17 protein-coding genes are annotated in these 15,089 nt (G+C 36.7%); all 17 read left to right on the top strand.

Translation table 11 applies throughout. The annotated features are described in order from the left end of the window. Positions 1 to 85: 85 nt before the first annotated feature. Positions 86 to 862 (top strand): class I SAM-dependent methyltransferase, encoded by a 777-nt coding sequence (locus tag B045_RS0109385; RefSeq protein ID WP_018464015.1) that lies wholly within the window; start codon positions 86 to 88, stop codon positions 860 to 862. 157 nt (positions 863 to 1,019) lie between these two features. Beyond that, positions 1,020 to 1,472 (top strand): hypothetical protein, encoded by a 453-nt coding sequence (locus B045_RS15105; RefSeq protein WP_081618623.1) that lies wholly within the window; start codon positions 1,020 to 1,022, stop codon positions 1,470 to 1,472. After that, positions 1,469 to 1,666, top strand: coding sequence for a hypothetical protein (locus B045_RS15100; protein ID WP_081618622.1), 198 nt, complete (start codon positions 1,469 to 1,471; stop codon positions 1,664 to 1,666). The genes B045_RS15105 and B045_RS15100 overlap by 4 nt, the downstream gene beginning before the upstream one ends. 7 nt (positions 1,667 to 1,673) lie before the next feature. Then, a complete protein-coding gene (locus B045_RS0109375) occupies positions 1,674 to 2,309 on the top strand; it encodes a CatB-related O-acetyltransferase (RefSeq protein WP_018464013.1) in 636 nt (211 codons plus the stop codon). 7 nt (positions 2,310 to 2,316) lie between these two features. After that, positions 2,317 to 2,943 (top strand): CatA-like O-acetyltransferase, family 2, encoded by a 627-nt coding sequence (locus B045_RS0109370; protein ID WP_025884325.1) that lies wholly within the window; start codon positions 2,317 to 2,319, stop codon positions 2,941 to 2,943. Between the two features lie 22 nt (positions 2,944 to 2,965). After that, a complete protein-coding gene (locus B045_RS0109365; protein ID WP_018464011.1) occupies positions 2,966 to 3,724 on the top strand; it encodes an N-acetyltransferase in 759 nt (252 codons plus the stop codon). Between the two features lie 186 nt (positions 3,725 to 3,910). After that, positions 3,911 to 4,627: a LiaF transmembrane domain-containing protein gene (locus B045_RS0109360; protein WP_018464010.1), complete on the top strand. Its 717-nt coding sequence runs from the start codon at positions 3,911 to 3,913 to the stop codon at positions 4,625 to 4,627. Further along, positions 4,627 to 5,433: a LytR/AlgR family response regulator transcription factor gene (locus tag B045_RS14920; RefSeq protein WP_018464009.1), complete on the top strand. Its 807-nt coding sequence runs from the start codon at positions 4,627 to 4,629 to the stop codon at positions 5,431 to 5,433. The genes B045_RS0109360 and B045_RS14920 overlap by 1 nt, the downstream gene beginning before the upstream one ends. 412 nt (positions 5,434 to 5,845) lie before the next feature. Further along, on the top strand, positions 5,846 to 6,193 hold the full coding sequence (locus tag B045_RS14500; RefSeq protein ID WP_018464007.1) for a DUF421 domain-containing protein: 348 nt from the start codon (positions 5,846 to 5,848) through the stop codon (positions 6,191 to 6,193). Between the two features lie 342 nt (positions 6,194 to 6,535). Further along, the gene (locus B045_RS14495) at positions 6,536 to 7,228 is read left to right on the top strand and encodes an amino acid kinase family protein (protein WP_018464006.1); all 693 of its coding nucleotides are present in this window, start codon (positions 6,536 to 6,538) and stop codon (positions 7,226 to 7,228) included. A 36-nt stretch (positions 7,229 to 7,264) separates the two neighbouring features. Next, positions 7,265 to 8,608, top strand: a complete 1,344-nt coding sequence (locus tag B045_RS0109335) for a sigma-54-dependent transcriptional regulator (protein WP_018464005.1) — start codon at positions 7,265 to 7,267, stop codon at positions 8,606 to 8,608. A 296-nt stretch (positions 8,609 to 8,904) separates the two neighbouring features. Then, the gene (kdpF, locus tag B045_RS15860; RefSeq protein WP_081618621.1) at positions 8,905 to 8,985 is read left to right on the top strand and encodes a K(+)-transporting ATPase subunit F; all 81 of its coding nucleotides are present in this window, start codon (positions 8,905 to 8,907) and stop codon (positions 8,983 to 8,985) included. A gap of 37 nt (positions 8,986 to 9,022) precedes the next feature. Further along, positions 9,023 to 10,729, top strand: coding sequence for a potassium-transporting ATPase subunit KdpA (kdpA, locus tag B045_RS0109330; RefSeq protein ID WP_025884320.1), 1,707 nt, complete (start codon positions 9,023 to 9,025; stop codon positions 10,727 to 10,729). Positions 10,730 to 10,749: 20 nt separating this feature from the next. After that, positions 10,750 to 12,795, top strand: coding sequence for a potassium-transporting ATPase subunit KdpB (gene kdpB / locus B045_RS0109325; protein ID WP_018464003.1), 2,046 nt, complete (start codon positions 10,750 to 10,752; stop codon positions 12,793 to 12,795). 20 nt (positions 12,796 to 12,815) lie between these two features. Then, a complete protein-coding gene (locus B045_RS0109320) occupies positions 12,816 to 13,388 on the top strand; it encodes a K(+)-transporting ATPase subunit C (RefSeq protein WP_018464002.1) in 573 nt (190 codons plus the stop codon). A 25-nt stretch (positions 13,389 to 13,413) separates the two neighbouring features. Beyond that, a complete protein-coding gene (locus tag B045_RS0109315) occupies positions 13,414 to 14,190 on the top strand; it encodes a hypothetical protein (protein WP_018464001.1) in 777 nt (258 codons plus the stop codon). Between the two features lie 714 nt (positions 14,191 to 14,904). Continuing rightward, a partial coding sequence (locus B045_RS14490; RefSeq protein WP_044067725.1) for a hypothetical protein occupies positions 14,905 to 15,089 on the top strand: 185 nt, incomplete at its 3' end.

Here is a 15,089-nt window from a genome sequence, read left to right as displayed (position 1 = left end):
GGTTATTATTCTATTTTCTCGGGCATTGTTCAATGTCTGAGATGTATTAGTGATATACATTTATAAACAATTAATTTTAAACATCATGAATGATAAAAATGAAAAATCAATCAATGAATTTGATTTTAATCTAATATGTAATTATTTCTCAAGCATAGACCGTCAAGGTCCAGGTAGTGAAGAAATGACAAAATTAGCAATCAGTTATATAAAAGGGCTTTCGCCAAACAGCAAAATAGCAGACTTAGGTTGCGGAACAGGAAGGCAGACAATTACTTTGGCGCAGAATACTCCTGCACAGATTGTAGCTTTGGATTTGTTTCCCACATTTGTAGATAAACTTAAATCACAGCTTAAAACCCTGAACTTGTCTAACAGAGTAAATGCGATCATCGGTTCTATGGATGAGCTGCCTTTTGCTAATGACGAGTTTGACGTGATTTGGAGTGAAGGAGCTATTTATAACATCGGTTTTCAACATGGTTTGGAATATTGGCATCGTTTTATCAAGACAGGCGGTTACGTTGCAGTGACAGAGGCATCATGGCTAACAGAAAACCGTCCTTCAGAAATAGCTGATTTTTGGGCTGACGCCTATCCAGAAATAGACACAATTCCCAATAAGGTGAAGCATTTACAAAGTGCAGGTTATATCCCAATCGCAACTTTTGTATTGCCCGAAGAATGTTGGACTGATTGCTACTATGTGCCACAAAAGAAAGCACAAGAAATCTTTTTGAGAAATCATGCTGGTAATGCCACTGCTAAGGAGCTAGTAGATAACATGCGACATGAGGCTCTCCTCTATTCAAAATACAAGCACTATTATGGCTATGTATTTTATATAGGCAAGAAAGTCTAAAAAGTATTACAGGTTGCTGCTGCCATAGCAGTGACCTGCTTTACTTGCGGTAAGTACGTTGTTATTTTGTAAAGTATAACACCGTAACGATAACAAAAGCAGTTGTAGATTTGCATGCATTTTAAAATGGAATTGTGAATAATAAAAAACATATAAAATGAAAAAGAAAATTTTAACTAAGAATTTGGCTTTACTTATAGGAGCATTTATTAATATTATTTTGTTTCTTGGACATTTAATTTGTCTTATTTTTCTTGAGACGGTGTTTAAATTTTATGGTATAGCCGATTTTATGAACAGATTTACAGAAACTTATGGTAATAGTTTCCCATATATTATCACAATAATTATTTCATTATGTTTTTTGGCTTGTGCTTTGTACGCACTGTCGGCATGTGGCATCATCTTTAAGCTTCCATTTATCAGGGAAGTCATTTTTGTCATCGTAATAATATTTATTCTGCGTGCTTTGTGGGGCATATCAATCATGGTTAACCATTTTACATATATTGAATTATCATCCACATCAGCTTCCATGACTATTGGACTTTTATATCTATTTGGAGGCATAAAGACTTTGAAAGAAAAAACTAAAAATACTAGAATATGAAAAATGAACAACAATGTGAGAACTGTTCAATGAGGGCAAAATATGATAATAACCCTAAATCGCTAACAGGCCGCTTTTGGCGTTGGCACATCAACTTTTGTCCAGGATGGAATCGTTACATGAAATCGCTAGACGAAGATTCACGCAGATCATTGTGTGAAAAATACAAATTGAAACAAAAAAAACATCTTTGATTTAATTATGAATCCAAAACAAATATATCCACGTAAAGGAAATAACGGAACTGAGAGCGTTTATCTCAAATCCGTTGTAAAAGACCCTAACATCATAGTAGGTGACTTCACAATGTATAATGATTTTGTAAACGATCCACGTGATTTTGAGCACAACAATGTGCTCTATCATTATCCATTATGCAACAAAGAAAAACTCATAATTGGCAAATACTGCTCTATAGCATGTGGCGCCAAGTTTATGTTTACAGGAGGAAATCATTCTCTGAAGTCTCTTTCAACTTATCCATTCCCTGTTTTCCCTGGAGAATGGGGGCTAGATGAATGGGATGTAGCGCGAGCATGGGATAATAATGGTGATATCATTATCGGCAATGATGTCTGGATTGGCTATGAAGCAATCATCATGCAAGGTGTAACTATTGGCGATGGGGCAATTGTCGGCACACGGGCAGTTGTAACAAAAGACGTTGCACCATATTCTATTGTTGGAGGAGTACCTGCAAAGGAAATCCGTAAACGGTTTAATGATGATACAATAAAGAAGTTGCAGGGTATGCAATGGTGGAACTGGTCTGATGAAAAAGTGAAAGCCAATTTAGAAAATATTATAAACGGAAACATTAACAAACTTGAAAAATAAAGATTACATGAAGGAAATCGACCCACTACAAACTAAACGAGCTGGTGCTTTTGAATTATGGATAAATGCCCCAATGCCAATGGTAACGATTTTCAAGACCTTGAACGTCAAGCGTCTTGTGAAATTAGCGCACAAGTCTGGATATAAATTCAATATGCTTATGTGTTGGTGCATCGGAAAGGCAGCATCGGATATTGAAGAATTTTATTTGTTGCCAGTTAATAGAAAATTGATACAATATGATAAGGTTGGAATAAATATCGTCGTAAAGACCAAATATGATAAAATCAACACTTGTGACATTCCCTTCTATGATGACATAGAGTTGTTCTGTAGCGATTATCTACGACTGACTAAACTAGTATACGAAACTGGCAATGCACATAATTTAGGTGATGATTATATGATAATAGGCACTTCGGCACTTGTCAAATATGATATAAACGGCATTGTAAATCTTTATTCGGGAATTTTCAACAATCCTTTTATAGCATGGGGAAAATATAAACGAAGATGGATGAAAACAACACTATCAATATCTTTCCAGTTTCATCACACGCAGATGGATGGTGAGCAGGCATGCATGTTTCTTGAGAAATTGCAAAATATAATTAATGAATACAACATCTTATAATAATTAGTAATAAAATAGTGCTATGGACATAATAACAATTACAAAAGAGAATCTAAATAATGAACATATATGCTGTGCTATCTCAAATAAAGAAGATATTCAAGTGGTATCCAAGAAATCATGGATGTCAGAAAGGCTTGATGACGGTCTTGTTTTCAAGAAAGGAAATGTAAGAGGTAAATGTTTCATTGAATACATCCCTGCCGAGAAAGCATGGGCTCCTATTGAGGCTTCAGGATATATGTACATAGACTGTTTGTGGGTGAGCGGACAGTTTAAGGGACAAGGAAACTCTAGTATGCTACTTAAAGAGTGCATACGTGACAGCAAAGAGAAGGGCATGAAAGGATTAGTTGTTTTATCATCAAAGAAGAAGATGCCATTTATTGCAGATCCAAAATACTTCCGCCACAAAGGATTTAAACTCGCAGATACAGCCGAGCCATATTTCGAACTGCTATATCTTCCATTCGATAATACAGCAAAGATGCCAAAATTCAAACAATCGGTCAAGAATACTACGATACAAGAAAAAGGAATGGTGTTGTACTATACAGCTCAATGCCCATTCACTGCGAAATATGTCCCATTGATAGAAGTTGTAGCGAATGAAAATTACATTCCATTCAAGTCTGTCAAAATTGAGACAACAGCAGAAGCTCAGAATGCGCCATCCCCATTTACAACTTATAGCCTCTTCTATAAAGGTAAATTTGTCACCCATGAAATATTATCTGAAAACAAATTTCTAAAGATAGCAAAGGCTTTGACCGGGGAATAATATCACTAATTATGCCTGAGATTCACCGAATTTTATATTAAATTCACCGATAGTAATATAGCAGTTCACCGATAAGGTATTGCAAAAGCATCAATTAGTTTATATCTTTGCATCATCAAAATATTAAGCGTTAAGAATGCTATTGTATATTTTTTGATAGAATAATAAACATATAAATATAAAATTATGGAAAGAAGTAATTCTAAAAATTTTGTTTTGGGGACCGTTTTCATTGCTGTAGGTGTGATATACCTATTATCAAATTTGGGGCTATTTCCTGAGGCGTGGAAAAGTATTATTGTCTCATGGCAGTCATTAATCTTATTATGGAGTGCTATAGCTATATATAAGCACCATTATGTAAGCGGATTAGTTCTAGCTATTATTGGTATTTGGTTTCTTATGCCAGAATTATCTCCCATTTTGGGATTCAGCTATTCTGAAGCAACACTGCATGCTACGTTCTGGCCAGTAATTATAATTGCAATAGGTTTATTAATTATATTTCATAGGCACAATCATCATAGATTTCATCATAACAGTTGTAGAATGAAAAGTAATATAGGTTCTAAAGACGGTAAGGTAGATTATAATCTTGTCATGAACGGTATTGATGAAATATTTTTAGAACCAGTATTCTACGGAGGTGAGATAAGTACGATTATGGGAGGTGCAAAACTAGACTTACGTCGAACAACGCTCCCAGAAGGTGACACAACACTTAAAATTAGTTCTATTTGTGGTGGTGTAACACTATTATTGCCATTAGATTGGAATGTTAAGGTTAATAGCGATTCTATATTAGGTGGCTTTGGGGATCATAGACGTACTAACGGAGTAAACAACGACCGACGCCTGATTATAGACGCCAGCTTCATCTTAGGTGGAGGAAGTATTGAATAATGGAAAATCCGATACTACATAACTCATTAACGCGTCAGCATCACATATTTCTATCCGTGTTGCTGGGTGTTGCTTATGCATTGAGTTTTGGATTATCCTTTAGTCTCTCACCCATTGGTATTAGTACTGATGCTATAATAAGCTCTTTACTGTTTTTTTGTGAAGCTGTGATTTTATGGAGCATATTTACATATAGCCGTATTGAAATTCTTGGCTTTTATCAGTCTGTGACTATACATATCGCTTATGCACTTTTGTCTGTTACAATAATGGTATTATTAGAATATCTAGTTATGGCTGAAGTTGCAAAAGAAAGCTTATCAATATATTTTCAATCATTGCCAGCAAGAGTTTTTTGCCTTATTGTCATTTATGCATCGTTCAGAAGATATTATATAAGTAATATGTCTGAGAATGATTTTGAGAATGATGAACATGCAGATATAGATAGCAAGTTAGGAACGGTGGCACCAATTGATGTTATTGAACGTATAACTGTCAAGGTTGGAACAAAAATAAAGGTAATACCTGTAGATGAAGTTATATATTTTAAAGCTGAAGATGATTATGTTTCTGTAGTTACAGATCAAGGACACTGGCTTAAAAGCGAAAGACTTAAAGATTATGAAGAATCCCTACCAAGTAATGAGTTTGCAAGAGTACACCGCTCATATATTGTCAACATCAGCAAAATATCTAAAATAGAAAGGTATGGTCAGAAACAGATGTTGTCTCTTAACAATGGCGAGCAGATAAGAATAAGTCTGACAGGATATAAGATTTTAAAAGAAAAGTTGAAATTATAAAATTATATCAATATGAAACATCAAATTTTAATATTCACGACTTCTGTTTCAAAGAAGCAGCAGATAAAACATATAAAGACATTATTAAAAAATAGTTATAAAGTATTTCATATTAGTTTAGATTTTGATGACTGGGAGAAAGTTTTGAAAGTAGAATGTAGTGACGTTTCTGAATTAGAGATAATATCGAAGCTACGTACTATAAATATTAATGCAGCAGTTCTCAATCACTGATTATTTTAATCACCCTGTAAATGAGCTTGACTCTACTAGAAAAAGTTTTTGTAATGCCACTAATGTCACAAAACCTTTGTTTATAGGGCTTAGCAAGTGAAACTATCGGGGTAAAAGTGGCATTAAGCTCCAAATCGCACCTATTTTTGGCGATTTTTTAGCTCAGTCGTAAAAGTCCGTGGATAGACTCGTAAAATGGAAGTCTATCCACGGACTTTTGCGACTGAGCCATTATATATTAAAGTTTCTTCAGTATCGCTTTCCTAAGTTTGGACGGATAGTTGAAGGAGATGCGACTATATTGATTTATAAAGGTAAAATTTTGGATTCGCATCTGAAAATTGCTAAGATTACTACCGATGAATTACTGGAAGCGGTTCGCGAACATGGAGTAGCTTCAGTTAAAGAGGTTGATCTTGCTATTTTTGAAATTGATGGAACTATCAGTGTACTTTCCAATATGTATCAAAAGGAAACAGTAAAAAGGCGAAAGGCGCATAAGATTCTGAATAAAAGGGAAGGCTAATTTTTATTTTTAGGCAAGTTCAATATAGAATCAATAATTAAGAATTGAAGCCACTAAATTATAAAAAATGGAAGCCAGAGAACGTGCACTACAATCGGTGGTAAGATACTTCTATAATAACTATCATATGTATCTTTTGGCATGGTATTTGAATTATATACAGTATCGTTACCTCAGGCAAAAGTATTCTTCTTTTGTAGGAAAGTGATATTAGCTTGTTTCTATGAAAACAAGAAGAAAATGCGGACGGTTCTATTTTATTCCATTTTGGTAAATACCATCCCATAACGAAAGGGTAGTTGTAAAAATAAAAAGTTGGTCACCACGATTAAAAAAGAAAAAATGAAAATTTATAGAATTGGAGGATCATCAATTGATTCAATAGAAAAGATAAAGAGTGTAGCAAACGTCCTCCGTGACGATGCTCCTAAAGTCGTTGTTCTCTCTGCTCCATCAGAGACTGTAATTAGTTTACAAAGAATAGCGGCTTGTTTTTTTAGTCGCGAAATAGAGAAAGCGCATGAGGCGATTACGCGACTGGAATTTAAGATTTTTGAATTTCTAAATAACCTGCTGAATACAGAGGGTATTAGAGAACGCGCACTAAACTATATACTCAGTTGTTTGCGTGTGATTTGGACTTTTGCCAGGGAAACCTTAAAGCCTATCGAAGAAAAGCAGATTGTAGCACAAGGCGAACTTATTACTTCTGCTTTGTTTAGTTTCTACCTCGAAGAACAAGGGGTGAAAAATACATTCCTTCTCTCTACAGAATTTCTAAAGAAGGGTACTGACAGAAACCTGGATATGAATTATCTGAAAAGTCGTCTAAAAGATATTCTTTTAGTTCATAAAGATACTCCGACCCTCATCACACAGGGCAATATTTGCGTAAATGCTTACGGTAGAATCGATAATCTGAACAATAAAGAAAGTAACTATAGTGCTTTCTCCATAGGCACAGCCATAGAAGCAGAGGAAGTGAAAATATGGAAAGATACAGATAGTATTTGTAGTGCCAATTCGGCTAAATAGCTCATCTTTTAATTTATTTAGTCTTCATAAAAACAAATGGATAAAATACTTATTGTGGATGACGAAGCACAGATTCGGAAACTTCTAACTCGCTTAATGGAACTTGAAGGATATGAAGTGCTCAGCGCCGCAGACTGTAAGTCAGCTTTAAAATTACTGGAGTTTCATGCCCCTGAAGTAGTTGTTTGTGACGTGTTCTTACCGGATGGAAATGGAATAGAGCTTGTTGCAAATATAAAAAAGAGAGATCCTAAAATAGAGATCGTTTTGCTTACGGCTCATGGCAATATACCCGATTGCGTGCAAGCAATTAAAAATGGAGCATTCGATTATATAACCAAAGGAAATGACAATAATAAGATTATTCCATTGGTTAGTAGGGCTATGGAAAAGGCACGAACGAATAATTTAGTGAATAGGAAGGAGAGTAAGGCTTGTGCAATGTATTCTTTAGACTCTATTTTAGGCGATTCTAAAGAGATAAAGGAAGTTAAGTCTTTAGCATTAAAGGTTTCTGCCACGGATGTCCCTGTCTTATTAACAGGAGAAACAGGAACCGGTAAAGAAGTTTTTGCTCAAGCTATTCATCAGAATAGTTCCAGAAAAAACAATAATTTTGTGGCTGTGAACTGTTCTTCATTTAGTAAAGAACTATTAGAAAGCGAGATGTTTGGTCATAAATCAGGTTCGTTTACAGGTGCTTTGAAAGATAAAAAAGGATTATTTGAAGAGGCTAATAATGGAACTCTATTCTTAGATGAATTAGGAGAAATGGCCTTTGAATTACAGGCCAAATTGCTACGTATATTAGAAACTGGTGAGTATATTAAATTAGGTGAAACCAAACCCACAAAAGTGAATGTGCGTATTATTGCAGCAACTAATCGTGATTTAAAGGCCGAAATAGAGAGAGGAAGCTTTCGTGAAGATTTGTTTTATCGCCTTTCTGTTTTCCAGATTCATCTACCTTCCCTTCGAGAGCGAAAAGAAGACATTGAGATCTTTGCACAATTTTTTGTGCGTTCCTTTTCTGAGAAACTTGGATATCCGCAAATTAATCTTACAGAAAAAGTGATAAGCATATTTAAAGAATATCCCTGGAAGGGGAATATTCGGGAACTTCGTAATGTGATTGAAAGAAGCTTGATTGTGAGTGACAATAACTGCATTGAACCGAAAGATCTTCCACTTGAGATGCATAATATGCATATGGAAAATTCCGATGGGAAAAGATTATCTGAGTTTGATATGGGGGCAATGGAATGTCGTCATATAGCACGTGTATTACAATATACTCAAGGAAATAAAAGCGAAGCTGCCCGTTTGCTGAAAATAGGGCTTACCACACTTTACCGAAAGATCGAAGAATATAAACTCTAAAAGTTTTCAAAACGAGTAAACCGTTTATCCAAAATGGAAAGGTCTCACCTGCATTTGCAGGTGAGACCTTTTTAGTTAAGTGCCTGATATTAAGCGTTTTAAATACCGTTTACATAGGTTGGCATAATTTTGGCATATACTTATGCAAACATATTAATAACAATATAAAACAAAAAAGAGATGAATGAAATTTTAGGAATTAGTATTTGCTGTTTAATTGGTGTAGCTTGTTTCGTGATTTTTTTTAAGAGTGTAGAATGGTTTGAAAAAATTTAAAAAAAAGGAGGATTAAGATTATGTATACAGTATTATTTATCTTAGGTGTTGGTAACTTCATCTATTTGATGTATGTGCTAATAAAGCCCGAGAAATTTTGAAAAAGAAAGAAAACAAATAAATTAAATTCAGACATAAATGAATACAGAATTAATTGGAATTATTGCACAGATCGTGCTTATGGTTGCCTTAGCTTGGCCATTAGGCAAGTACATCTCAAAAGTTTACAAAGGAGAAAAAAATTGGTCCGACTTTATGAATCCGTTGGAAAACTCCCTATATAAAATTTGCGGAATCGACTCGAAAGAAGAAATGAACTGGAAGCATTTCTTGAAAGCTTTGCTTACGTTAAACTTTTTCCTGTTTTTATGGGGTATGCTTTTACTGGTTTGCCAATCGTGGTTGCCTCTTAATCCGGACGGCAATTCTTCGCAGTCCTTTCACCAAGCATTCAATACGAGTATAAGCTTTTTAGTAAATTGCGATTTACAGCACTATAGTGGTGAGAGTGGGCTAACCTACTTTACCCAGTTGTTTGTCGTTATGCTGTTCCAGTTTATAACCGCAGCGACCGGCATGGCAGCTATGGCAGGCATTATGCGTTCAATGGCAGCCAAGAGCACAAAAACCATAGGTAACTTTTGGTATTTTCTTGTTCGCAGTTGCACCCGCGTCTTGTTGCCCTTGTCCTTAATTGTTGGTTTTATCATTATTCTGCAAGGTACGCCAATGGGCTTTGATGGAAAAATGGATATCACAACGTTGGAAGGTGCTAAGCAAACTATATCGCAAGGCCCTGCTGCTGCAATTGTTGCTATCAAGCAATTAGGTACCAATGGAGGAGGTTATTTTGGCGCTAACTCTGCACATCCCCTTGAAAACCCAAGTTATCTAACCAATATGGTTGAGTGTATAAGCCTTTTGCTTATTCCAATGGCCATGATCTTTGCATTAGGCTTTAATCTAAAGCGTAAAAAACTGGCTTACAGCATATTTGCTGTGATGATGTTTGCCTTTTTAGTGAGTACCAGTATCAATGTTTATCAAGAGATGCATGGTAATCCACGATTAGGTGCGATGGGCATTACTCAACATGGTGGATCTATGGAAGGCAAAGAAGTCCGTTTTGGCTCCGGAGCTACCGCTCTCTGGAGTTCCGCAACCACAGTTACTTCTAATGGCTCAGTGAATGGCATGCACGATAGCATGATGCCATTGAGTGGAATGACCGAGATGCTTAATATGCAAATTAACTCATGGTTTGGAGGAGTTGGTGTAGGTTTCTTGAACTATTATGTCTTCATCATTATCACCGTGTTTATCAGTGGGCTGATGGTGGGGCGTACCCCTGAACTTTTAGGCAAAAAGGTAGAAGCTCGAGAAATGAAGATTGCCACAATCTTAGCGCTCTTTCATCCCTTCCTAATTCTAGTCGGCACAGCACTTTCAGCATGGATGTTTGTGCATGCATCGGGATATGTAGCAGGAGAGGGCGGATGGCTTAACAATCCTGGTTTTCATGGATTGAGTGAGATGTTTTACGAATTCACGTCATCATCGGCCAACAATGGCTCGGGCTTTGAAGGCTTGGTCGACAATACTCTATTCTGGAACATGTCCACCGGACTTGTGATGATTCTGAGTCGCTTCATTCCTATAATAGGACAGGTTGCTATAGCCGGGCTCCTAGCTAAGAAGAAGTACATTCCAGAAGGTGCTGGAACGCTAAAAATAGATACTGCGACATTTGGGGTGATGACATTTGCTGTTATTTTCATAATTGCAGCCCTTTCATTTTTCCCAATACAGGCATTAAGCACTATCGCAGAACATTTAAGTTTGTAGAATAAGATATTGAATAAGATATGAAAAAAGATAAATCTGCCTCCTTATTTCAAAAGGAGCAAGTAAAGGAAAGCCTTAAACAATCATTCGTGAAATTGAATCCACGGATAATGATTAAGAACCCAATTATGTTCACTGTAGAGGTCTCTACATTTACTATGTTGTTGGTTACGCTTTATTCTATGGGTAATGCATCACAAGGGTCGTTCGGATATAACCTGTTTGTCTTCATAATGCTACTTCTAACGCTCCTCTTTGCAAATTTTGCAGAGGCAATTGCCGAAGCACGCGGTAAAGCACAAACCGACAGTTTACGTAAGACGCGTGAAGATACGCCGGCTAAGAAAATAGTGAATGGAAAAATTGTAATAGTTAGCAGCTCGACACTTAAAAAAGGAGATATCTTTATTTGTGAAGCGGGCGATATTATCCCTTCAGATGGAGAAATAACAGAAGGCATAGCCTCTATCGATGAGAGTGCTATTACGGGTGAGAGTGCACCGGTAATTCGGGAGTCTGGTGGTGATAAAAGTTCCATAACTGGTGGTACAAAAGTACTATCTGATGAAATTAAAGTGCTAGTTACCACCGAACCAGGAGAGAGTTTTCTCGACAAAATGATTGCCTTAGTAGAGGGCGCTTCACGACAGAAAACACCCAACGAAATAGCATTGACCATCTTGTTGGCAGGTTTTACATTGGTGTTTGTCATTGTATGCATCACCTTAAAACCTTTTGGCGACTACACTGGAGCTACCCTTACCATAGCCTCTCTGATTTCTTTATTTGTGTGCCTGATACCTACCACTATTGGGGGGCTACTTTCCGCTATCGGTATTGCCGGAATGGATCGCGCCTTGCGTGCCAACGTAATTACCAAATCAGGTAAAGCTGTAGAAACAGCAGGCGATATTGATGTTCTTTTACTCGATAAAACTGGAACTATTACCATTGGTAATCGCAAAGCTACGAAGTTCTATCCTACACAAAGCAACTCAATGGATGTTAGTTTTACCGATTTTGTAAAATATTGCATGCTTTCTTCGGCTTCAGACGATACTCCTGAAGGGAAATCAATTATTGCATTAGGTCATGAAAACAATCTGCGGATGAGAGATCTCGATACCACGGGAGCCCGTATGGTGAAGTTCTCTGCTGAAACCAAATGTAGCGGTATAAATCTGGCCGATGGAACCGAAATTCGAAAAGGGGCTTTCGAGACCATTCGAATGATGGTAGAAGAAGCAGGCAATTTCTTTCCTCAGGATACAAAACAGCAAGTTCAGTCCATCTCGAAGAACGGAGGTACACCACTTGTGGTCTGCATCAATAGGAAGATAGCAGGAGTTATTGAACTACAGGACATCATAAAACCCGGAATTCAGGAACGTTTTGAGCGTTTACGCAAAATGGGAGTAAAAACAGTGATGGTAACCGGTGATAACCCCCTTACCGCGAAGTATATTGCAGAGAAAGCCGGAGTCGACGATTTCATAGCCGAAGCCAAACCTGAAGATAAGATGAACTATATAAAAAAGGAACAGAATGCAGGCAAGCTGGTGGCCATGATGGGAGATGGAACCAATGATGCGCCTGCCTTAGCACAAGCAAATGTAGGAGTTGCCATGAATAGTGGAACACAAGCAGCCAAGGAAGCCGGAAATATGGTGGATCTCGATAATGATCCTACTAAGCTAATAGAAATCGTAGAAATCGGAAAACAGCTGCTCATGACCAGAGGAACACTAACCACATTCTCTATAGCGAATGATGTGGCCAAATATTTTGCCATCGTTCCGGCCTTGTTTATGATTGCTATTCCCGAACTTTCAGCGTTGAACATTATGCATTTGCATAGTCCGGAAAGTGCCATCCTAAGTGCTGTTATCTTCAATGCTATCATCATCCCTATCCTAATTCCATTAGCATTAAGAGGTGTACAATATAAGCCAATTGGAGCCTCGGATTTACTTCGCCGTAATCTACTGATTTACGGTGTAGGAGGTGTAATTGCTCCGTTTATTGGAATAAAATTAATAGATCTGTTTATCGGTCTTCTATTCTAACTTATTAAAACATAGAAAAGATGAAAAATTTAATAAAGTCAATCAAACTAACTCTTGCATTTTGTGTGATCCTTGCTGTAGTATATGTATTTGTACTCTGGATTTTTGCTCGCCTTACAAACTCCAATAAAGGAAATGCCGAATTAGTTACACTCCACGGAAAAGTAGTGGGTGTTGCTAATATAGGTCAGTCCTTTACCAAAGAAACCTACTTTTGGGGACGTCCTTCGTCAGCAGGTAGCGGTTATGATGCAGCAAGTTCTTGTGGTAGCAATAAAGGTCCCACGAACAAAGAGTATTTGTTAGTTGTAAAAGCTCGCATCGATACCTTCTTAGTACATCACCCTTATTTACAGCGAAAGCAAGTGCCTGCCGAAATGGTTACGGCCAGTGGTTCCGGCCTTGATCCGGATATTACTCCGGAATGTGCCTACATACAAGTAAAGCGGGTAGCGATGGCCCGAGGCTTAAACGAATTGAAGGTGAAAGCCTTTGTAGATAAAGCTGTCGAAGGGCCATTTTTAGGAATTTTTGGTACGGCAAAAGTAAATGTACTTAAACTAAATGTCGCACTTGATCAAAACAACAAATAATATAATTACATAAAAAGACAAAGTTATGAACAAAGAAAAAAAATCATTTTTTAGGATTTTATCGGCAACCGTAGTCTTCTTTTGTGTGCCAACCATTTTTTGTAATGCGCAAGAAGATCGCAAAGTTAATTTTAGCCTACAAGGCGATATTGTCAGCTCATACGTTTGGCGTGGAATGTACGAGTCGGAGGCTTCGGTGCAGCCTAGTTTAGGGATGACCATCGGGAACTTCTCGTTAACTGCTTGGGGCAGTACAGATGTTACCGGACAGGGATATAAAGAAGCCGATGTTACTGCTGCTTATACCATTAATGGCATTACTGCCTCAGTAGTAGACTATTGGTGGGGAGGCCAGTCTGGCATTTATAACACTTATAAAAACGGAAATAATCATTATTTCCAGTTAGATAATCACCAAACAGATCATATTCTAGAAGCAGGGTTATCCTATACTTTGCCAATAAAGAAGATGCCTTTAAGTTTTTCATGGTACACAATGATCTGGGGGTCGGATAAGAAGACCAATGCTAAAGGAGAGGTTAAAAACGCATATTCCTCTTATGGAGAAGTCGCTTACCCATTTACCGTTAAAGATGTAAGTTTAAATGCAGCAGTTGGCTTCAGTCCATTTGAATCGCCTGCGAACTACAGAAACGAAAGTTTTGCTGTTACTAATGTGTCTCTTAAAGCCTCTAAGAACATTCAGATCACCGATAAATTTTCGTTGCCTATTTTCACCCAACTTATATGGAATCCTAACAGAGAAGATGTACACTTTGTATTTGGAGTCACACTGAAGTAGTATTTTCTTACTACAAAATTTAAATCTCAAGAGGCGGACTTTCTTTAAATCCCGTCTCTTGAGCTTTGTACAATATAGTGCAATCCAGAGTATCTCTTTTTACTGTTCAATCTGCATTCATGCTAAAATGGGGTAACTATTATGTCAAAATGAAAAGGCTGTTAGCCTTCTAATCGGAATTGTATTATTGTAAATCCTTGAAAACTAGTGCATTGCAATGAACCCACAGCTTTGGCACAAAATTGGCATATACAGATATATAAAAAAAGAGATTAATAACATCGTGTAAAAATGGAAATCATGGGCACAATATTTGGATTTATATTCTGTTGCATTATTGATGCATACTGTTTAGAGCTTTTCCCAAAGAATTGGTTTAAGAAGAATAAGAAAAAAGACTGATACAGACCTCTCATTTTAATTTATCCTTAATTCTGCATTATTTTTGCTTGCGTGATTCAAACTCAGATTGGGGTGGTGAATATCCTCAATAACACTATTCCCGCTAAAGCAACGCTATCAGAAAAAAGTTTTTTTTGCTGAAATAATGGTTCTTCTCTAATTTAGTTGAATTTAAGCTTTAAAATAAGTCCTATATATTTTACTTGTAATTTATATGTAATTAACTATAAATCAGATAATTACATCGTTATATATTAGGATGTTTGACAAATATTTTGTATATTTATATCGCTAAACGTAAATAACGAAATAATGTCAGAACATCCTAATGCCCACAAAGTTACAACAAATAATCAAGAAACATTGCATGGATATATGTCAAAGATTAATTCTTCTGTAGGTCTTAAGAATATTATATCCATACCAGAATTGAAGATTCTCTATATCTGCCATGAAGGTGACAATATAGAAATACACGCATCCGCTTCAAGGAAAAC

The organism is Segatella paludivivens DSM 17968 = JCM 13650 (assembly GCF_000373185.1).
Classification (GTDB): Bacteria; Bacteroidota; Bacteroidia; order Bacteroidales; family Bacteroidaceae; genus Prevotella; species Prevotella paludivivens.
The sequence above is the reverse complement of the archived record's forward strand: the minus strand, read 5'-3'. Positions and strand labels throughout refer to the sequence as shown.

Excerpts from the sequence above, each read along its gene's own strand:
- B045_RS0109320 (WP_018464002.1), top strand. The coding sequence starts at position 12,816 with ATGAAAAATTTAATAAAGTCAATCAAACTAACTCTTGCATTTTGTGTG.
- kdpB (WP_018464003.1), top strand. The coding sequence starts at position 10,750 with ATGAAAAAAGATAAATCTGCCTCCTTATTTCAAAAGGAGCAAGTAAAG.
- kdpF (WP_081618621.1), top strand. The coding sequence starts at position 8,905 with ATGTATACAGTATTATTTATCTTAGGTGTTGGTAACTTCATCTATTTG.
- B045_RS0109385 (WP_018464015.1), top strand. The coding sequence starts at position 86 with ATGAATGATAAAAATGAAAAATCAATCAATGAATTTGATTTTAATCTA.
- B045_RS14495 (WP_018464006.1), top strand. The coding sequence starts at position 6,536 with ATGAAAATTTATAGAATTGGAGGATCATCAATTGATTCAATAGAAAAG.
- kdpA (WP_025884320.1), top strand. The coding sequence starts at position 9,023 with ATGAATACAGAATTAATTGGAATTATTGCACAGATCGTGCTTATGGTT.
- B045_RS15100 (WP_081618622.1), top strand. The coding sequence starts at position 1,469 with ATGAAAAATGAACAACAATGTGAGAACTGTTCAATGAGGGCAAAATAT.
- B045_RS0109360 (WP_018464010.1), top strand. The coding sequence starts at position 3,911 with ATGGAAAGAAGTAATTCTAAAAATTTTGTTTTGGGGACCGTTTTCATT.
- B045_RS0109375 (WP_018464013.1), top strand. The coding sequence starts at position 1,674 with ATGAATCCAAAACAAATATATCCACGTAAAGGAAATAACGGAACTGAG.
- B045_RS14920 (WP_018464009.1), top strand. The coding sequence starts at position 4,627 with ATGGAAAATCCGATACTACATAACTCATTAACGCGTCAGCATCACATA.
- B045_RS0109365 (WP_018464011.1), top strand. The coding sequence starts at position 2,966 with ATGGACATAATAACAATTACAAAAGAGAATCTAAATAATGAACATATA.
- B045_RS15105 (WP_081618623.1), top strand. The coding sequence starts at position 1,020 with ATGAAAAAGAAAATTTTAACTAAGAATTTGGCTTTACTTATAGGAGCA.
- B045_RS0109370 (WP_025884325.1), top strand. The coding sequence starts at position 2,317 with ATGAAGGAAATCGACCCACTACAAACTAAACGAGCTGGTGCTTTTGAA.
- B045_RS0109335 (WP_018464005.1), top strand. The coding sequence starts at position 7,265 with ATGGATAAAATACTTATTGTGGATGACGAAGCACAGATTCGGAAACTT.
- B045_RS0109315 (WP_018464001.1), top strand. The coding sequence starts at position 13,414 with ATGAACAAAGAAAAAAAATCATTTTTTAGGATTTTATCGGCAACCGTA.